Source organism: Streptomyces sp. NPDC000941, assembly GCF_053599555.1.
Map to the genome: position 1 here is coordinate 1 of NZ_JBSFMM010000018.1, position 19,387 is coordinate 19,387.

Annotated in this window: 11 protein-coding genes and 2 pseudogenes; 11 read left to right on the plus strand and 2 right to left on the minus strand. The window is 72.0% G+C overall.

Annotated elements, in window-relative coordinates:
- The 8 genes and pseudogenes from ACWDSL_RS08995 to ACWDSL_RS09030 form a co-directional block, all read left to right on the plus strand.
- The coding region (locus tag ACWDSL_RS08995; RefSeq protein WP_450483215.1) for an SCO3242 family prenyltransferase at positions 1–675 on the plus strand (675 nt) is incomplete at its 5' end.
- Positions 672–1,061: pseudogene (locus ACWDSL_RS09000) on the plus strand (TIM barrel protein); the annotation flags it as partial. The gene ACWDSL_RS08995 and the pseudogene ACWDSL_RS09000, both read left to right, overlap by 4 nt.
- A 468-nt stretch (positions 1,062–1,529) precedes the next feature.
- A pseudogene (locus ACWDSL_RS09005) lies at positions 1,530–2,006 on the plus strand (sugar phosphate isomerase/epimerase family protein); the annotation flags it as partial.
- Entirely contained in the window at positions 2,003–2,710 is a 708-nt protein-coding gene (locus tag ACWDSL_RS09010; protein ID WP_450483217.1) for an EboA domain-containing protein, read from the plus strand. The pseudogene ACWDSL_RS09005 and the gene ACWDSL_RS09010, both read left to right, overlap by 4 nt.
- A complete protein-coding gene (locus tag ACWDSL_RS09015; RefSeq protein ID WP_450483219.1) occupies positions 2,710–3,558 on the plus strand; it encodes a TatD family hydrolase in 849 nt (282 codons plus the stop codon). Before ACWDSL_RS09010 ends, ACWDSL_RS09015 begins: the two co-directional genes overlap by 1 nt.
- Before the next feature lie 3 nt (positions 3,559–3,561).
- A complete protein-coding gene (eboE, locus tag ACWDSL_RS09020; protein ID WP_450483221.1) occupies positions 3,562–4,731 on the plus strand; it encodes a metabolite traffic protein EboE in 1,170 nt (389 codons plus the stop codon).
- Complete coding sequence (locus tag ACWDSL_RS09025) at positions 4,728–6,167, plus strand: alkaline phosphatase family protein (RefSeq protein WP_450483223.1); 1,440 nt, start codon at positions 4,728–4,730, stop codon at positions 6,165–6,167. The genes eboE and ACWDSL_RS09025 overlap by 4 nt, the downstream gene beginning before the upstream one ends.
- Complete coding sequence (locus tag ACWDSL_RS09030; RefSeq protein ID WP_450483225.1) at positions 6,164–7,303, plus strand: sugar phosphate isomerase/epimerase family protein; 1,140 nt, start codon at positions 6,164–6,166, stop codon at positions 7,301–7,303. The genes ACWDSL_RS09025 and ACWDSL_RS09030 overlap by 4 nt, the downstream gene beginning before the upstream one ends.
- 141 nt (positions 7,304–7,444) lie before the next feature.
- Here ACWDSL_RS09030 and ACWDSL_RS09035 read toward each other — a convergent pair whose 3' ends face one another.
- A complete protein-coding gene (locus ACWDSL_RS09035; protein WP_450483227.1) occupies positions 7,445–10,759 on the minus strand; it encodes a right-handed parallel beta-helix repeat-containing protein in 3,315 nt (1,104 codons plus the stop codon).
- A 73-nt stretch (positions 10,760–10,832) separates the two neighbouring features.
- On the opposite strand from ACWDSL_RS09035, the gene ACWDSL_RS09040 reads away from it, so the two are divergent.
- Positions 10,833–12,014 (plus strand): S8 family serine peptidase, encoded by a 1,182-nt coding sequence (locus ACWDSL_RS09040; protein WP_450483229.1) that lies wholly within the window; start codon positions 10,833–10,835, stop codon positions 12,012–12,014.
- 68 nt (positions 12,015–12,082) lie between these two features.
- On the opposite strand, the gene eccCa is transcribed toward ACWDSL_RS09040, so the two are convergent.
- Positions 12,083–16,081 carry a type VII secretion protein EccCa gene (eccCa, locus tag ACWDSL_RS09045; RefSeq protein WP_450483231.1) on the minus strand — a complete coding sequence of 1,333 codons (3,999 nt, stop codon included), beginning with the start codon at positions 16,079–16,081 and terminating at the stop codon, positions 12,083–12,085.
- Between the two features lie 337 nt (positions 16,082–16,418).
- On the opposite strand from eccCa, the gene eccD reads away from it, so the two are divergent.
- Positions 16,419–17,819, plus strand: coding sequence for a type VII secretion integral membrane protein EccD (gene eccD / locus ACWDSL_RS09050; protein WP_450483233.1), 1,401 nt, complete (start codon positions 16,419–16,421; stop codon positions 17,817–17,819).
- A 20-nt stretch (positions 17,820–17,839) separates the two neighbouring features.
- Positions 17,840–19,318, plus strand: coding sequence for a type VII secretion protein EccB (gene eccB / locus ACWDSL_RS09055; protein WP_450483235.1), 1,479 nt, complete (start codon positions 17,840–17,842; stop codon positions 19,316–19,318).
- Positions 19,319–19,387 lie beyond the last annotated feature (69 nt).

The following is a 19,387-nucleotide window of genomic DNA, read 5'->3' on the forward strand; positions in this document are numbered from 1 at the left end:
CTCGCCCTGGCCGCCCGCGCGGGGCGCCCGGCGCTGGCGGTCGCGGTGCCCCTGGCGGCCACCGTCTGGTCGTACGACCTGGTCCTGAAGCGCACACCCGCCGGGCCCGGCGCCATGGCCGCCGCCCGCGGCCTCGACCTGCTCCTCGGCGCCGCGGCCACCGCCGGCACCGTCCGCCCGGCCCTGCACTCGGCGGCCCTGCTCTCCACCCATACGCTCGCCGTCACCGCCGTCTCCCGCCAGGAGACCCGCGACGGCACCCCGCTCGCCCCACTCGCGGCGCTGGCCGCCACGGCCACCCTGACCCGGCTGCTGCCGGGCGACCTGGGGCGCGAGAGAGACCGGCCGCGCCGACATCCCCTCGTAGCCGCGATGCGAAGGGATGCCGGCGCCTCGCCTACTCCCTCGCGCAGCACAGGTCGTCATCGGCCGGCCGGCTTCCTCACCACCGCCCTCGCCCTCAGCTACGCCGCCGCCACGGCCCGCCCGTACCTGAACGCCGCCCTCAACCCCTCGCCGCCGCTCACCCAGCGCGCCGTGGGCGCCGGGATCCGCGCCACCATCCCGCTCCAGGCGGCCCTCGCCGCCCGCGCCGGAGCCGGGGCCACCGCGCTGGGCACGGTCGCTCTCACCGCACTGGCACGGCGCTTCTCGAAGCGGGTGAGTGTCACATGACCTCCCAGGGGACAGCCCTCCGGTTCGGCTACGGCACCAACGGCCTCGCCGACCTCCGCCTGGACGACGCACTCGCCCTCCTGGCCGACCTCGGCTACGACGGTGTCGGCCTGACCCTCGACCATATGCACCTCGACCCGCTCGCCCCCGACCTCGCCGCCCGCACCCGGCGGGTCGGCCGGCGCCTGGCCGCGCTTGGACTCGACGTCGCCGTGGAGACCGGCGCCCGCTATGTCCTCGACCCCCGCCGCAAACACGGCCCCTCGCTCCTCGACCCGGACCCGGAGGCCCGCGCCCGCCGCGTGGACCTCCTGCTACGCGCGGTCCGGGTGGCCGCCGACCTCGGCGCGCACGCGGTGCACTGCTTCAGCGGAGTCGTTCCGCCGACGGATGGTGCGGGTAGGGGTGGCGCGGCTGCCGGTGGTGCGGCTGCCGGTGGTGCGGCTGCTGGTGGCGCGGCGGCTGGTGGTGTGCCTGCCGGTGGCGCGCTCGCTGGTGATGCGCTCACCGGTGGTGTGCCTGGCAGTGTTGCGGCGGCTGGTGGTGTGCCTGCCAGGGGTGCGGCGGCTGGTGGCGCGACCGCTGGTGGCGCGACCGCTGGTGGTGTGCCTGTCGGTGGCGCGCTCGCTGGTGTTGCGCTCACCGGTGGTGTGCCTGCCGGTGATGCGCCCGCTGGTGTTGCGCCTGCCGGTGGCGCGCTCGCTGGTGTTGCGCTCACCGGTGGTGCGCCTGCTGGTGGTGTGCCTGCCGGTGTTGCGCCCGCTGGTGGCGCGACCGCTGGTGTTGCGCCTGCCGTTGGCGCGGTCACCGGTGACCCGGCCACCAGTGACGCCGTCACCGACGACGCCGCCGCCACCGCCTGGCAGCGGCTCGCCGCCGCCCTCACCCCCGTCCTGGAAGCCGCCGACGCGGCCGGGGTGCCGCTCGCCATCGAGCCCGAACCCGGCCATCTCCTCGCCACCCTCGCCGACTTCCACCACCTACGCCGCCTCCTCGGCGATCCGCCCGCGCTGGGCCTCACCCTGGACCTCGGCCACTGCCAGTGCCTGGAACCCCTGCCGCCCGCCGACTGCGTACGCGCCGCCGCGCCCTGGCTGCGGCACGTCCAGATCGAGGACATGCGGCGCGGTGTCCATGACCACCTCCCGTTCGGGGAGGGGGAGATGGACTTCCCGCCCGTCCTCGCGGCGCTCGCCGCGACCGGCTACCAGGGCCTGACCGTCGTCGAGCTGCCCCGCCACTCCCACGCCGGCCCCCACTACGCCGAGACCTCCCTGCCGTTCCTGCGGCGCGCGGCTGCCACCGCCGTGCCGGAAGGGAGCACGCCATGACCCACTCGCCCGCCACGGGCACCGGCCCGGACCCCGCCCCCGACGCACTCCCCGACGCACTCCGCGACCACCTCGACGCACACCTCCACCCGGCCGCCCGTGCCTGGCTCCGGCAGGCCTTGGACGAGGCCGCCGCCAACTCCGTCGGGCCCAGGCCCGCGTGGGAGCTGCGCGTGGCCGAGGCCGGGCGCCGCTGTGGCAGCCGGCACGCCGACGCCGCCCGCGTCCTGATCCTGTACGCGGCCCACGCCGACCCCGCCACCCTGGCCCGCCTCTACCACCAGGGCTCGGCCGCCGAACGCCGCGCCGTGCTGTGCGCCCTGCCGCACCTCGTGCCCGGCCCCGACGCGGTCCCCCTGGTCGAGGACGCCCTGCGCACCAACGACACCCGTCTCCTCGCCGCCGCGCTCGGCCCCTACGCGGCCCGCCACCTCGACGCCCACAGCTGGCGGCACGCCGTACTGAAGTGTCTGTTCACCGGCGTCCCGGTGGACGCGGTGGCCGGCCTCGCGGCGCGCGGGCGCGGGGACGCCGAACTGGCGCGCATGCTCGCCGACTACGCGGCCGAGCGCACCGCCGCCGACCGGCCCGTGCCCGCCGACCTGTACCGCGTTCTGGACCTGGCCGCCGAAGACCTGGCCGCCGAAGACCTGGCTGCCGACGACCCCGAGGCGGACCACCCCCACGGCAAGGAGGAGTCCTGATGCGCCTGTTCGACCCGCACATCCATATGACCTCCCGCACCACCGACGACTACGAGGCGATGCGCGCCGCCGGGATCCGCGCCGTGGTCGAGCCCTCGTTCTGGCTCGGCCAGCCCCGTACCTCGCCCGCCTCCTTCCTCGACTACTTCGACTCACTCCTCGGCTGGGAGCCCTTCCGCGCCGCCCAGCACGGCATCGCCCACCACTGCACGCTCGCCCTCAACCCCAAGGAGGCGAACGACCCCCGCTGCGTGCCCGTCCTCGACGAGTTGCCCCGCTATCTCGTCAAGGACCAGGTCGTGGCCGTGGGGGAGATCGGCTACGACTCGATGACCCCCGCCGAGGACACCGCCCTCGCCGCACAGCTCCAGCTCGCCGCCGACCACGGCCTGCCCGCGCTCGTGCACACCCCGCACCGCGACAAGCTCGCCGGGCTGCGCCGCACCCTCGACGCCGTCCGCGAGTCCGCGCTGCCCGTGGACCGGGTACTGGTGGACCACCTCAACGAGACGACGGTCAAGGAGGCCAAGGACAGCGGCTGCTGGCTGGGATTCTCCGTCTACCCCGTCACCAAGATGGACGAGCGGCGGATGGTGGCGATCCTGCGCGCGTACGGGCCCGAGAAGGTGCTGGTGAACTCCGCCGCCGACTGGGGCAGAAGCGATCCGCTGAAGACCCGCCGGGTGGCCGACCTGATGCTGGCCGAAGGGTTCACCGAGGACGACGTCGACCGGGTGCTGTGGCGCAACCCCGTCGCCTTCTACGGGCTCAGCGGCCGGCTGGAACTCGAGGTCACCCCGCCGAAGGCCACCCACGAGGGCAACTCCCTGCTGCGCGGAGGGGAGTGAGCGATGCGCTTCCGCCACCCGGACGGCACCACCGTCCACCTCGCCTACTGCACCAATGTGCACCCCGCCGAAACCCTCGACGGCGTCATGGCCCAGCTACGCGACCACTGCGCGCCCGTCCGCCGCCGCCTCGGCCGCGACCGCCTCGGCATCGGCCTGTGGCTGGCCCGCGACGCCGCCCGTACCCTCGACACCGACCCGGCCGCGCTGCGCGCCCTGCGCCGCGAACTCGACCGCGGCGGCCTGGAGGTCGTCACCCTCAACGGCTTCCCGTACGAGGGCTTCGGCGCCGCCGAGGTGAAGTACCGCGTGTACAAGCCGGACTGGGCCGACCCCGAGCGTCTGGAGTACACCACCGCACTGGCCCGGATCCTCACCGGTCTGCTGCCCGACGATGTCACCGAGGGCAGCGTCTCCACCCTGCCGCTCGGCTGGCGCACCACCTGGAGCGCCGACCGCGCCCGCGCCGGGCAGCGGGCGCTGTCGACCCTCGCCGAGCGCCTGGACGCCTTGGCGGAGCTGACCGGCCGGAGCGTCCGGGTGGGCCTGGAGCCGGAGCCCGGCTGCACCGTGGAGACCACCGGCGACGCCATCGCCCCGCTCACCGCCGTCGGCCACCCCCGTATCGGCGTCTGCGTCGACACCTGCCATCTCGCCACGTCCTTCGAGGATCCGACGGCGGCCCTGGACGCGCTCGCCGCCGCCCGCGTCCCCGTCGTCAAGTCCCAGCTGTCGGCCGCCCTGCACGCCGAACACCCCGACCGGCCGGAGGTCCGCGCGGCCCTCGCCGCCTTCGCCGAACCCCGCTTCCTGCACCAGACCCGCACGGTCACCACGACCGGCCTGTCCGGCACCGACGACCTCGACGAGGCCGTCGGCGGTTCGGCCCTGCCCGCCACCGCCCCCTGGCGGTCCCACTTCCACGTCCCGCTGCACGCCGCCCCCGCCGCGCCCCTGACCTCCACACTCCCGGTCCTGCGGACGGCCCTGAACCGCCTCGTCGGCGGCCCGCAGCCGCTGACCCGCCATCTGGAGGTCGAGACGTACACCTGGCAGGCGCTCCCGCCCGAGCTGCGGCCCCGCAGCCGGGACCGGCTCGCCGACGGCATCGCCGCCGAACTCGCCCTCGCCCGCGACGAGCTGACCGGCCTCGGGCTGAAGGAGCTGCCATGACCACTGCCATGACCGGGCCCGCACCCCGCCCCACCCCGCTCCTCGTCCTCGACGTGGTCGGCCTCACCCCCCGGCTCCTCGCCCATATGCCCCGTCTCAAGGCCCTCGCCGCCGCCGGCTCCCGGGCCCATCTCGGCACCGTACTGCCCGCCGTCACCTGCGCCGCCCAGTCCACCTTCCTCACCGGCACGATGCCCTCCGAACACGGCATCGTCGCCAACGGCTGGTACTTCCGCGAGCTCGGCGACGTCCTGCTGTGGCGCCAGCACAACGGCCTGGTCGCCGGGGACAAGGTGTGGGACGCGGCCCGCCGCGCCCACCCCGGCTATACGGTCGCCAACATCTGCTGGTGGTACGCCATGGGCGCCGACACCGACCTCACCGTCACCCCGCGCCCCGTCTACTACGCCGACGGCCGCAAGGAGCCGGACTGCTACACCCGGCCGCCCGCCCTGCACGACGAACTCACCGAGAAGCTGGGCACGTTCCCGCTGTTCCACTTCTGGGGACCCGGAGCCGATCTGCTCTCCAGCCAGTGGATCATCGACGCCACCCGCCATATCCTCCGCACCCGCCACCCCGACCTGGCGCTCTGCTACCTCCCGCACCTCGACTACGACCTCCAGCGCTACGGCCCCGACGACCCCCGCTCCCACAAGGCGGCCGCCGACCTGGACGCGGCCATGGCCCCGCTGCTGGACGACGCCCGCGCCGAGGGCCGTACGGTCGTCGCACTGTCCGAGTACGGCATCACCCGCGTCAGCCGGCCCGTCGACATCAACCGCGCCCTGCGCCGCGCCGGGCTGCTGGAGGTGCACACCCAGGACGGTATGGAATACCTCGACCCGATGGCCTCCCGCGCCTTCGCCGTCGCCGACCACCAGATCGCCCATGTGTACGTCCGCCGCCCCGAGGACATGGCCGCCACCCGCGCCGCCCTCGACGGGCTGCCCGGAATCGAGCAACTACTCGACGACGAGGGCAAGAAAGCCCACCACCTCGACCACGCACGCTCCGGCGAACTGGTCGCCATCGCCGAACCGGACGCCTGGTTCACGTACTACTACTGGCTCGACGACGCCCGCGCGCCCGACTTCGCGCAACTCGTCGAGATCCACCGCAAGCCCGGCTACGACCCGGTCGAGCTGTTCATGGACCCGCTCGACCCCTATGTGAAGGTCAAGGCCGCCACCGCGCTCGCCCGCAAGAAGCTCGGGATGCGCTACCGGATGGCGGTCGTCCCCCTCGACCCCACCCCGATCCGCGGCAGCCACGGCCGCCTGCCCACGAGCGACGACGACGGTCCGCTCCTCCTGTGCTCCACCCCCCGCGCCGTCGGCGACCGCATCGCGGCCACCGACGTGAAGTCCCTGCTGCTCCACCTCGCCGGTCTCGATACCGACGCCCCAGAGGAAACGAAGGAAGGCACCCCGTGAACAACACGCCTGACACCGACGACCAGCTGCGCCGCAGCCTCGGCATCGGCCGCCGCCGCTTCCTGAGCACCTGCACCGCCGTCGCGGCCGGGGCGATCGCAGCCCCCGTCCTCGGCGCGAGCCCCGTACAGGCCGCACCCCGGTCGGCCGGCACCGGCAGAGGGCACGCACTCGTCCCCGCGGACAAGCGCGGCATCATCCTCTACACGGTCCGCGACGCCATCGGCCGCGACCCGCTCACCACCTCCCTCCCGTCCGGCTTCCGCGCCGTCTTCGAACAGCTCGCCCGCTTCGGCTACCGCCAGGTCGAGTTCGCCGGCTACGGCCAGCACGCCAACGCCCCCGGCGGCGCGAGCCTGGAGTCCGTCGAGGGCGCCAAGCTGCTGCGCCGCTGGCTGGACGACAACGGGCTGCGCGCCCAGGGCAACCACGGCTTCATCCCTGGCTCCTGGCCCCTGACCAGCGCCGACCTGGACACCTTCAAGAAGCACCTGGAGATCGCGAACATCCTCGGCCTGCCCCACATGGGCACCGGTGGCGACCCCACCGGAAGTGCCTACAAGGCCGACTGGGACGTGGCCGCCGACAAGTGGAACGCCCTCGGCGCGATCGCCCGCCGCGCGGGCCTCAAGCTCTACACCCACAACCACGACGCGGCCTACGGCTTCCTCCTCGACGGCGGTCCGCTGGACGCCCAGGGGAAGCCCACCCGCAGCTCCGGCATCCGCAAGCTGGAGTACTTCCTGTCCATCACCGACCCCAAGGTGGTCTGGCTGGAGATGGACGTCTTCTGGGCACACGTCGCCCAGTACAAGTTCCGCACCTACACCGCCCACGACGGCTCCACGCAGACGAACGTCTTCGACCCGGCCGGCCTCGTCACCCGTAACAACAAGCGCTACCCGCTGTTCCACGCCAAGGACGGCGTCGTCAACGCCACCAACGGGATGGGCTACGACATGGTCCCGTTCGGCACCGGAGTCATCGACTACACCACGTTCTTCTCCCGCGTGGGAGACCGCAACTACCACAACCCGATGGTCGAGCAGGACAACGCGCCCAGCACCACCAACCCGGGCCAGTCCCTGGAACACGCGGCGATCGGCTACCGCAACCTGGCCGCGCTGCGCCGCTAGAAACAGGCACGGGCGGAGGGCCTCCCGGGCAACCCGGCCGCCCTCTGCCCGTGCCGAGCGAAATTCCGTGGCGCCCGCGGGCATTCTGACCATGGATCGGCGCCACGGCGGTCGGACCGCGCCCCTGACACCCCCACCCGCTCACCCGAATACACCGAGTCCTGCGGCCGGCAGATCCTCCGGTAGCAGCGTCCGCAGATCGTCCACGCTGGGTGCGCGCACTGCGGTGAGCCGCCGGGCCTGGTGGGTGATCATCGTTTCCAGGAGCTGCCGTGCCAGGCGCCCGTTACCGAAGGAGCGGTCGCGGGGGATGGCGTCGATATGGGTGTGCAGCGCGTCGAGGGTGTCCGCCGTGCAGGTGTAGCCGGACTCCTCGGCGTGCCGCTCCAGGATGGTGAGGAGCTCGTCGGTGGAGTAGTTCTCGAACTCCACGAACCGCGAGAAGCGGGAGGCCAGGCCTGGGTTGGAGGCCAGGAAGCGCCGCATCTCCGCGGTGTAGCCGGCGACGATGACCACGACCTGGTCCCGGTGGTCCTCCATCAGCTTCAGCAGCGTGTCCACGGCCTCGCGGCCGAAGTCGGAACCGCTCCCTTCGGGGGTGAGGGTGTAGGCCTCGTCGATGAACAGCACCCCGCCCATGGCGCTTTCGAAGACCTCCTTGGTGAGCTGCGCGGTGTGGCCCACATAGCGGCCCACCAGATCGGCGCGGGCGACCTCGACGAGCTGGCCGCGGGGCAGGACGCCCAGGGAGTGCAGCAGCCCGGCGTAGAGGCGGGCGACGGTGGTCTTGCCGGTGCCGGGCGGGCCGGAGAAGACCAGATGCTGGCTGATGCGCGGGGCCGGCAGCCCGGCGGCCTCGCGCTGCTTGGCCGTGGTGAGCAGCGAGACCAAGTCGGTGACCTCGCGTTTGACCGCGCTGAGGCCGACCATGGCCTCGAGCCTGGCGAGCATCGCCTCCCGGTCCTCTTCGGTCTGCTGGTGTGCGCCGCTCTCGTCGCTGACGTCCTCGGGGAGCAGCAGGGTGAGGTCCCGTTCGGCGGGTTCGGCCATGGTGGCGAGGCGGAAGGCCTGGCGGTCGACCATCTCCTCGAAGACCCGGCGGGCCGCGCGGCCGTTGCCGAAGCTGGCGCCCCGGTCCATCCCCTCGAAGTGCGCCGCGAGCGTCTCCGTGGTCCCCGGGCCCAGTTCGTACTGGTGGGAGGCGCACATGCTCTCCGTGATGGTCACCAGGTCCGTCACGGAGTAGTTGGCGAACTCGATGGTGCGGGTGAAGCGGGAGGCCAGGCCGGGGTTGGACTCCAGGAAGGACGTCATCTCGGCGGAGTAGCCCGCCGCGATGACCACCACGTCCTCGCGGTGGTCCTCCATCAGTTTCAGCAGGGTGTCCACGGCCTCGCGGCCGAAGTCGTTGGAGCTGCCGCCGTCGGGGGTGAGGGTGTAGGCCTCGTCGATGAACAGCACCCCGCCGATCGCCTGGTTGAACGCCTCGGTGGTCTTGATGGCCGTACCGCCGATGACCTGGGCGACGAGGTCGGCGCGGGAGACTTCGACCAGGTGGCCTTCGGGGAGGACGCCGAGCTGGGCGAGGATGGAGCCGTAGAGCCGGGCGACGGTGGTCTTACCCGTACCCGGGGGGCCGGCGAAGACCAGATGGCGGCTCATGGAGGGCACCGGCATGCCCAGCCGCTGCCGCCGCTGGGCGAGCTGGTTGAGGTTGACCAGGGTCCGTACCTGGTGCTTGACCCCCTCCAGACCGATCAGGGCGTCCAGTTCCTCCAGCGGATCCGCCGGCTCACCGCGGCCGGAGTCCTTGCCGGAAGCGGCGCGCCCACCGGCACCAGCGGCCACCGCGTCACCCCACACGTCGGGCGTCCCGTTGTCCGCGCTGGTCAGCTCCGTGATGTCCAGGCGCTCGCTGGGCCGGGTCTGGGCAAGTCCGGCGCCGCGGTTGTCGCGGACGGTGCAGCCGGTGACGGTGACCGGCTCGGCGGTGTCGATGCGGATGCCGTCGCCGACGCTGCCGCTGATCTGGCAGGTACGCAGTTCGGCGCGCGAGCCCGCCGTGAGCAGGACGCCATGCGCCTGGGCACCGGTGATCCGCGCCCGGGTGAGGGTGAGTTCGGCGCCGTCGTCGACGGCTATGCCGGAGGCGCCGCTGCCGTCGATCTCGATGTCGCGGACGGTGGCGATGCCCTCGCGGCCGATGGAGACGGCGGCTTCGCCGGAGGCGCGCAGTACGCAGTCGTCCAGTTGGGTGTTGCCGCCGTCGGCGATGCGTATCCCGGCGTCGGTGGCGCGCTCGATGGTGCAGAACTCCAGTCGGCCGCGGCCCTCTTCGCCCACCTCGACGCCGAACCGGCCGGGTGCGGTGATGAGGGCATGGCGGACGAGCGGGTTGGCGTGGGTGCGGATGGAGATGGCGCTGCCCTGGGCGTCCGACACCTCCAGCCGGTCGAACTCCGCGGTCGACTCATCGACGAGCTGCACCGCGGCCGCGGGGTCGGCGCAGTCACGCACCACCGCGCGGAAGAACGACGGCGAACTGGAGTCGGCCACCCGGATCGCCGAACCGCCTGCCGAGGTGAACTCACAGTCCTCGAAGGTGCCGCGCGAACGCTCCGAGACCACCAGCCCAGGACCCTTCGTCCGGGTCGTGGTACACCGCCGCAACAGGGGGTCGGCGCCGGCTGACAATGCGATCCCCGGCCCGGTCGTACCGGACACCGACACCTGCTCCAGTGTGGGACGCGAGGAGCTGGTCAGGTAGACGCCGACGGAGGTGTCGCGCACGGTGGTGTGCATGACTCGCGTCGTGCTGTTGCCCTCCAGCGCGATCGCGGGCTTGTCCGTCGCGGTGATGTCACACGACTCGATCGAACCCTGGGCTTCGCCGTTGGCGAGGACGCCGTTGCCGCGTGCGTCGCGCATGCGGCAGTTGCGAATCGTGGACCGGGCGTTCTCGCTGAGCACGATGGCCGAGGTGCCGAGGTTCTCCAGTACACAGTCCTCGATGACGCTGCCGGTCTCGGATGTGTCGACGATTCCGGCGCCCTCGCGGTTGGTGACCCGGCAGCCGCGCATGGCCAGCGAACCCGTCTGCCGCGCCAGCACCGCCGTCCACCCTGACCCGACGATGGTGCAACTGTCCATGGCCACCTGACCGCGCGGCGCGTCCACCACGGCCACATCCTCAGCTCCGCCGCGCAGCACCAGATCGGTCAGCATCACCGCATCCGCCACCAGCGTCAACGCCGTACCCCGCCGCGGACAGATCTCCACACTCCCCGGCTCACCCTCGGCCACGATCGTCACCCGGGTCCGGACCGTGAGGTTTTCGGCGTACCGGCCGGGACGGACGTGGATGACCGCGCCCGTGCGTGCCGTGGCCAGCGCCTCACCAATCGTCCGGAAACCCTCCGGCTGCTCCGGACCGACCGTAAGTACCTGCCGTGACACGCTACGACCTCCTGGTTTCGTGGGGGGCCGGGCCCGGCCCGGTCCCCATATCCAATCCCATACCATGTGCCGTATGCCATCCGACCGTTACCGTCGGGCTGCGGCCCTCGCGGCGGCAGCCGCACTTCCCGTTCTGGTGATGTCCCCGCCCGCCCATGCCGATGACGGCGATCCGGTGAGGCTGCCCCCGCTGCGGCTGCGGATGGCTGCCGACGATTCGTGTGCCACCGCCTCGGTCAAGACGGCCGAAGCCCGGCCCTGGACGCACCAGGCGCTCCAACTGTCCCGCTCCTGGCAGCTGTCGCAGGGCGTCGGCGTGACCGTGGCCGTGGTGGACACCGGGGTCGGACAGCAGAGCCCCGCGCTGTCCGGCCGCGTCACGGCCGAGGGCACGGCGGGTCAGGACTGCGTGGGCCACGGCAGTTTCGCCGCGGGGCTGATCGCGGCCGCCCCCACCGGGAAGGGCGCCGTCACGGGTGTCGCGCCCGCCGCGCGCATCCTCGCCGTACGAGGTACGGACACCCGGGGCAATCCCTCCGCCCAGCTGGTGGCGGACGGCATCAGGTCCGCCGTGGACAACGGGGCGGACGTGGTGTACGTCGGCCAGGCCCTGGCCACCGGCGGCAAGGAGCTGACCGAATCCGTCGCCTACGCCGGCAGCAAGGACGTGCTGATCGTCGCCCCCGTGGCCCCCGACGTCGCTCCCGAGGGCGCCGACGGGAAGCCCGACACCCGGGCCAGGGCGTACTGGCCGGCGCGTATCCCCCAGGTGCTGTCGGTCGTCGACTACGGCCCGGCCGGAACCCGCCCCAAGGGAGCGCCCCCGGCGCTCGACCCCGACCTGGCCGCGCCCGGTGACGCCGTGGTGGGCATCGGGCCCAAGGGCGGTGGCCACTACATCGGTTCGGGCTCGTCGCTGGCGGCCGCACACGTGGCGGGAGCGGCGGCGCTGATCCGTTCCTACCAGCCCGACCTCTCCGCGGCCCAGGTCTCGCGCAGGCTGCTGGAGGCCGCCTACCCCGACGTCGTACCCAAACTGGATGCCTACGCCGGGCTGACGGCCGTTCTCCCGACCGACGGGCCCGCCGCCGAGGCCGAGGCCGCCCCGGCGCAGATCCCCCCGGCCGCCTCGGACACGCCCCGTGTGCGGGCGCTGATGATCGGCGGCGGTGCCCTGGTGGTGGTGCTGCTGGTGGGCGCCGCGATGGTGATCGTGCCGCTGGGCAAGGCCCGCGGCTGGCGCCCGGCGCCCTAGGGCGCTTCTCTCGCGCCGGGTGCGGGGGACTCGTTCCCCCGCACCCGTGGCGTATCCGGTCCCCGGCATCAGGACCCCGGCCGTACCGGCTCCGGGCCTGCGGAGTCCGGGGCGAGGAGGGCGGTTTGGACCTCCACCTTCTTGCGGCGGGTGATGTGGGTGCCGCGTCCTGGTATGAGGTTGCGGCCCTTGACGTTGCTGAAGAGATAGCCCTCGGTGGGCGGGCAGGAGAGCAGGATGCCGGGGGCGTTGACTTCCTGCAGGCGTCGCATGAGGGGGTCGTTGAGTCCGCGTCCGGCTCCGGCGGCGGCGCGGGCGACGATGAGGTGCATGCCGACTTCGTAGCCGAGGGCGAGGTGGTCCATGAGGGGTGAGAAGGGCTGGTTGAGGGGTCCGCCGCCGCCGACCATGTCGTAGTCGTCGACCAGGACGAACAGCCGCGGTCCGGTCCACCAGTCGCACAGCCGCATCCGCGCGGGTGCGATCTCGGGGCCGGGGAGTCGGGTGCGTACGGCCCGGGCCGCTCCGTCGACCAGCTCCTTGAGGGCGTCGATGGAGACGGCGTGGCCGAGGCGGTAGTCGTCGGGGATGGCCTCGACGAGTTCGCGGCGGTAGTCGACGACCATGATGCGGGCTTCGGCGGGGGTGTAGCGGTCGGTGATGGCTTTGGCCATCAGACGCAGGAGGTTCGTTTTGCCGCTTTCGGTGTCGCCGACGACGATCAGGTGGGGGTTGGTGGTGAAGTCGTGCCAGAGGGTGTCCATCCGCTCTTCCCCCATGCCCAGCGGTACCCGCAAGTCGCCCTCGGGTGCGGGCAGTTCTGCGGCCGGGAGCAGAGTGGGCAGCATCCTCACGGGCGGGGCCGACGGGCCGGTCCAGTGTTCGCGCACCCTCGCCACGAGGTCGGCGACGCCGTCGGAGAGGTCGTCGGCGTCCGGCTTCCCGTCCACGCGCGGCAGCGCGGCGAGGTAATCCAGCTTGGAGTCGTGGGTGAGGCCGCGGCCGGGGATGCGGGGGACTTTGGCGGCTTTGCGGATGTCGATGCCGGAGTCCATGGGGTCGCCCATGCGCAGTTCGAGGCGGGTGCCGGACTGGTCGCGGATGGCGGAGGACAGTTCGACCCAGCGGGCGGTGGTGGTGATGAGGTGGATTCCGTAGTTGAGGCCGCGGCTGGCGATGGCGTTGAAGGTCTGGATGTGCTGGTCGTAGTCCTGGCGGACGGTGGACCAGCCGTCGATGACCAGGAAGGCGTCGCCGTGCGCCTCGTTGGGGAACTCGCCCGCTGCCCGGCGGCGGCGGAGGGTGGGCATGGAGTCGATGCCGTGGTCGAGGAAGAACTTCTCCCGGTGCGCGAGGAGCGAGGTGATTTCGGAGATGACCCGCCCGACCCGCTCCTTGTCCATGCGGGCGGCCACACCGCCGACGTGGGGGAGCCGAGCGAGTCCGGCCAGGGTGCCGCCGCCGAAGTCGAGGCAGTAGAACTGCACTTCGCGGGGGGTGTGGGTGAGGGCGAGTGAGGTGATGAGGGTGCGGAGCAGGGTGGATTTGCCGCTCTGCGGGCCGCCGGCGATGGCGACGTGGCCACCGGCGCCGGACACGTCCACCAGCAGCTCGTCCCGGCGCTGGTCGAAGGGACGGTCGATGATGCCCACCGGTGCGGTGAGCCGTCCCCGCCGCGCGCGGTCGCAGGTCAGGCCGTACTCGGTGTCGGGCGCCAGCGGCGCCAGCAGCTCATCCAGGGGGGACGGTTTGTTGAGCGGGGGCAGCCAGACCTGGTGGGCGGGCGGGCCGGCGTGGCGCATGCGGTCCACGGCGACCGACAGCAGCGAGTCACCGTCCTCTTCCTCGTCGGGCTTCTCGGGCTCGTTCTCGGGCAGGTCGGGCAGCTGCCGGGGCACCACCCAGCCCGCCGTCCACGGCACCACCTGACTGGCCACCCGGGCCTGATGCGCGCTGCCGCTCCGGCGGCGGTAAGGACCGGAGACATAGGCGGCGCGGAACCGGGTCAGCGCTTCCACACCGGTCTTGATGAAACCACTACCCGGACGCGACGGCAGTTCGTAGGCGTCGGGTACGCCGAGGACGCCGCGGCTCTCCATCGCGGAGAAGGTACGCAGACCGATGCGGTAGGACAAGTGGGATTCCAATTGGTGCATGCGGCCTTCGTCCAGCCGCTGCGAGGCGAGCAGCAGATGGACGCCGAGGCTGCGCCCGAGGCGTCCGATCATGACGAAGAGTTCCATGAACTCCCGGTGCGCAGCGAGGAGTTCGCTGAACTCGTCGACGACGACGAACAGGCTCGGCAACGGGTTCAGCGGTGTTCCGTCGGCCCGGGCTTTTTCGTATTCCAGTGCCGAGGTGTAGTTACCGGCCGCCCGCAGGAGTTCCTGGCGGCGGATGAGTTCACCGTGCAGGGCGTCCTGCATACGGGAAACCAGCGCCACCTCATCGGCGAGGTTGGTGATGACCGCTGAGGTGTGCGGCAATTCGTCCAGGCCCAGGAATGTCGCGCCACCCTTGAAGTCCACCAGGATGAAATTGAGGGTCTCGGACGAGTTGGTGAGCGCGAGCGAGAGTACCAGGGTGCGCAGCAGCTCACTTTTACCCGAGCCGGTCGCGCCGATCAGCATTCCGTGCGGGCCCGTACCGCCCTGCGCGGACTCCTTGATGTCCAGCTCCACCGGCGCTCCGTCCGGGCCCACCGCGATCGGCACCCGCAGCCGCTCCGACCCCGTACGCCGCTCCCACAGCGAGGGCGGCTCATGACGGTGCAGGTCGGGGATGCCCAGCAGCGAGGTCAGCTCGACGTCGGCGGCCAGGGGTTCGGAGGAATCCTGGGCTATGCCCATCCGGTAGGGGGCGAGCCGCTTGGCCAGTGAGGTCGCGGTGGCCATGCTCATCCGGTCCGGCCGCCCCAGCGGAGTGTGCTGCTCCTTGCGCTCACGGTCGGTGCGCACCAGGCGCATGATCTCTTCGGCCAGGTCGAGCCGGAGCGTGGACCGGCCGGGCCGCCAGGTGAGCGAGGTGTCCAGGTCGAGGACGACCGCGTTGCGGAAGCCGGGACCCTCCATCCGATGTCCGCCCGGGACCGTGACCCCGTCCAGGACGACTACGGTGTAGGGCTCCTCACGCCCGGCCATGGCGTCGGGCTCGAACGGGGGACGCTCGGTGAACTCGGCGCCGAGGAGATCGTCGAGCTCGTTGACGGAGGAGACGACCATCCGTACCGAACCGGCGCCGTCGGACTCCTGCTGGTGGAGGTTGTGGGGAAGCCACTTCACCCACTCCCACTCGCCGCGCCGCTCATCGGCCGCGCAGACCGCGATCCACAAGTCCTCGGGGGAGTGGACCACGGCCAGCTGCGCCACCATCGCCCGCGCCAGCGCGTGGATGCGCTCCTCGTCGCCGCGGAACAGCACCCGGGCCCAGGTGCGCAGATAGACCGCGATGGGCTGCTCGGGCACGGTGGAGTACGCGCGGATGAAGCTGCGCAGGGCGTGTGCGCTGAGCGGTTCCAGGTCCTCGACCGGCTTGGTGGACAGCGGGGCGAGCCGCAGCCCCAGTTTCTGATCGCCGACCGCGACCCGTACTTCGCCGAAGTCGTCATCGGCCGGACGGCGTTCCCACAGCCGGCTGGTGCCGACCAGCGACCACAGGGCATCGGGTGCGGGGTGGCGCCAGGCCAGGGCGCGCTGCTGGTCGGCCACGGCGCCGCGGACCTTGCGCCGGGTCTGGCGCAGATAGCGCAGGTAGTCCCGCCGTTCGCCCTTGAGTTTCTGTTTGCGTTCGCTGCTGCGGCGGACGAGCTGGCCCAGGATCATGGCGCCCGCGGAGACGACCATCATGCCCAGGGCGAGGTAGATGAAGGCGCCGCTCCTGGAGCCGCCGGGCCTCATGTACATGAGCATCATGGACACCGACATCAGTGCCATGGGGAGGTAGTTCCAGATGGCGGAGGAGTCGGGGGTGACCTCGGGGAGAGTGGGCGGCTCCTGGAGGCTCAGTTCCCCTTCGGGCATGTCCGGTCCGCGCCGACGCGCGGGCCTGCGGAACAGGACGGTACTCAAGCGGGTGGTCTCCTTCGGAGGGTGCTGTCCTTCCGGCCGTACCCGACAGCAACTCGGGGACGGGACGGAGGTATGGACGCTGACCTGGGCAACAGGACAGCCGGGACGGGGGAGACAAGCGTGCAGGTGCGAGAGACGGCACGTGCCATCGCGGCCGGTCCGGGGGCAGGAACCCCGACCGGACGGGAAGAGTCTACGATCCGTTTCTACGGTTCACTCAGACGGACGCACACGACCAGGCGTTCAGCAAAGTAGTGTGCAGCTCAACCGCGCACACGTCCAACGAACGGCCCTCCCCGGAGACTCGAAAGTCTCCCGACGAAGCGTGAGTTTTCCCATGCCTGAGAGCGCAACGGCAGGTCTGTGCCGTGTCACGGTGCACGCGCCGGCCAAATCCATCGATCTGGCGGTTCCCGCCGACGTACCCGTGGCTGATCTGCTGCCCACCCTGGTGAGTTACGCCGGTGACGATCTCGCCGAAAAGGGGCTGGAACACGGCGGCTGGATCCTCCAGCGGCTGGGCGGGCAGCCGCTGGAAGAGGACCGCAGCCTGGAGTCCATCGGGCTGCGCGACGGTGAGACCCTCTACCTGCGGCCGCGCACCGACTCCCTCCCCGAGGTCGTGCTGGACGACCTGGTGGACGGCATCGCCACCACCATGCAGGACCGCCCCTTCGGGTGGGCGCCGAAAATCAGCCGCAGAACGCTCCTGAGCATGCTGATGCTCACCCTCGCCGCCGGTCTGGCCGCGCTCGCCGTGCCGGGGTCCTCCGGTGAGCTGCGTGCGCTGGCCGCGGCCGCCGCGGGGATGCTGCTGCTCGGGGGCGCCGGTTCGGCCAGCCGTGCCGTCGGCGACGCGGAGGCCGGTGCCGCGCTGGGCTTCGCGGCCGTGCCGTACTTCGGCCTGGCCGGCTGGCTGCTGCCCGGCGGGGCTCTGAGCGGGCCGAACTACTACGAGATGCTGGGCTCCCGGATCCTGGCCGCCGGTGCCGCGGCGGCGGGCGGCGCGATGCTCGCGGTCGCCGTCGCGGCCGCCTTCGCCTCGCTGTTCCTGGCCCTGGTCGCGGTCGCGGTGGCCGCTGTGCTGGCGGGGGCGCTGATGATGACCGCTGATCTCGGCCCAGGTCACACGGCCGGAGTGCTCGCCCTCGTCGCGGTCATCTTCGGGGCGTTCGTGCCCTCGATGTCCTTCCGGCTCTCCGGGATGCGCATGCCACCACTGCCCACCAACGCCCATCAGTTGCAGGAGGGGATCGAGCCGCACTCACCCTCCGCCGTGGCCGCCCGCACCGTGGTCGCCGACGGCTGGATGACCGGTCTGTACGGCGCCACCGCCGCCATCTGCGCGGCCTGCCAGTACGGCCTGGCCCACCGCCTCACCCTCCCCACCACCCTCACCATCGTGGCCCTCTCCCTGCTCCTGCTGCTGCACAGCCGCGGCCTGGGCAACACCCTCCAGCGCCTGTCACTGGTCGCCGCAGGCGTATGGGGCGCCGGACTCCTGGCCTACGACGCCGCCGTCTCCACCACCCCGGGTGGGCGGTTGCTGCTGGCGGCGGGGCTGCTGGCGGTCGCCGCCGCCATCGCCATCGCATCGTGGACCGTGCCCGGCCGCCGGCTGGTCCCGTACTGGGGCCGGGCGGCCGAAATCCTGCACTCCGCCATGGCCATCAGCCTGCTGCCCCTGTCGCTGTGGGTGCTCGGCGTCTACGGCTGGCTCCGCGCCCTCAACGGATAGCTGCGAAAGGCCCTTTACCGATGCAGAACAAACGCGACCAGGTCCAGGCCCACATGTTCCTCATGGGCCGTCTGACCTCCAGCATGCTGCGCTCCGACCCCGACGCGCCCGAAAGCCCGCAGGGACGGACGAACCGCGGCGTGGCCATCGGGATCATCATCGCCATCCTGCTGGCGGCCGGAGCCTTCGTCATCGGCCTGATCAGCCCAGGCAAAACGGATTCCTGGCGTTCCTCGGGCGATCTCATCGTGGACAAGAACAGCGGGGCCCGCTATCTCTTCCTGGGCGGCCGGCTCCGCCCGGTGCGCAATTACGCGTCGGCGAAACTCCTTGGCGGAGGGGACCTGGCCACCACCACCGTGGGCGCGGGTTCCCTCAAGGGCACTCCGCACGGGGCCCCGGTCGGCATCGAGGGGGCGCCGGACGAGATTCCCGGGGCCGGTGATCTGTCCGGTGATCCCTGGCAGGTGTGCGCCACCCCCGAGAAGGACGCCACGGGCAAGGTCGATGCCATCACCACCCTGGCGGTGGGCAACGGCGCCGGCGGCGACTCCCTCGGCAAGGACCAAGGGGTACTGGTGGCGGCTCCGGGCGGTACCGACTACCTGCTGTGGCAGGGAAGCCGGCTGCGTCTTGACCGCGCCTCCGCCGCACCGGAGGCGCTCGGATACGCCTCCACCAACCCCGTACCGGTCTCGGCCGCCTTCCTGAACGCGCTGCCCGCCGGGCCCGACCTCGCCCCGCCGGACAACCCCGGACTCGGAACCCCCGGGCCCGAGCTGGGGGGCCAGGCGACCAGGGTCGGGCAGGTCTTCAAGCTGACCGTCCCGGGCGCCGGCGCGCGCTACTACCTGCTGCGCGGGGACGGCCTGGCACCGCTCACCGCAACCGAGGTGGCCTTGGTGCTCGGCGATCCGCAGACCCGCCAGAAGGCGTACGGCGGTGCTTCCCCGGCCCCCGTCACGCTGACCTCCCAGGCACTCAAGAGCCATCTGGCGCCCGGCGCCGGGGAGGAGAAGGGCCCTGGAGCGTCGCCGGAGAACCCGCCGAAGCCGGTGGCGGTTCCGCAGGATCAGACGCTGTGCGCGCGGGTCACGCCGCAGGGCAAGGGCACCCGGGTGGGCGTGGCGCTGGTGGCCGCACCCGACCTCGGCCCGGTCGCCCAGCACTCCTCCGGAGCGGCCGCGGCGGCGTGTCTGCCCGTGGACCGGATCACCGTGCCACCGGGCCGCGGCGCTTTGGTCCGCGCCGTGGGCGCGGGCGGCGGCAAGGTCGGCGGCACGCTCTATCTGGTCACCGAAACCGGTGTGAAGTACCGCCTGGCCACCGCGGACGCCGTTGAAGCGCTGGGCTACCAGGACGCGACACCGAAGGAGATGCCGTTGCTGATGCTGGCGATGCTGCCCTCCGGCCCCGACCTGTCCCCGAAGGCCGCCCAGACGGGCCGCGCCGATGTCACGGCACCGCGTTGTGCCTGGCAGAGCAAGCGCGACAACTGAAAAGCAATCTGACGACAAGTCAGATTACTCGAAAGGCAACCACCCGCTCGTAGCATCGCCATCCCGGAT

Coding starts and splice junctions, on each gene's coding strand:
- eccD (WP_450483233.1), top strand. CDS start 16,419: ATGCCTGAGAGCGCAACGGCAGGTCTGTGCCGTGTCACGGTGCACGCG.
- ACWDSL_RS09015 (WP_450483219.1), top strand. CDS start 2,710: ATGCGCCTGTTCGACCCGCACATCCATATGACCTCCCGCACCACCGAC.
- eboE (WP_450483221.1), top strand. CDS start 3,562: ATGCGCTTCCGCCACCCGGACGGCACCACCGTCCACCTCGCCTACTGC.
- ACWDSL_RS09040 (WP_450483229.1), top strand. CDS start 10,833: ATGCCATCCGACCGTTACCGTCGGGCTGCGGCCCTCGCGGCGGCAGCC.
- ACWDSL_RS09025 (WP_450483223.1), top strand. CDS start 4,728: ATGACCACTGCCATGACCGGGCCCGCACCCCGCCCCACCCCGCTCCTC.
- ACWDSL_RS09010 (WP_450483217.1), top strand. CDS start 2,003: ATGACCCACTCGCCCGCCACGGGCACCGGCCCGGACCCCGCCCCCGAC.
- eccB (WP_450483235.1), top strand. CDS start 17,840: ATGCAGAACAAACGCGACCAGGTCCAGGCCCACATGTTCCTCATGGGC.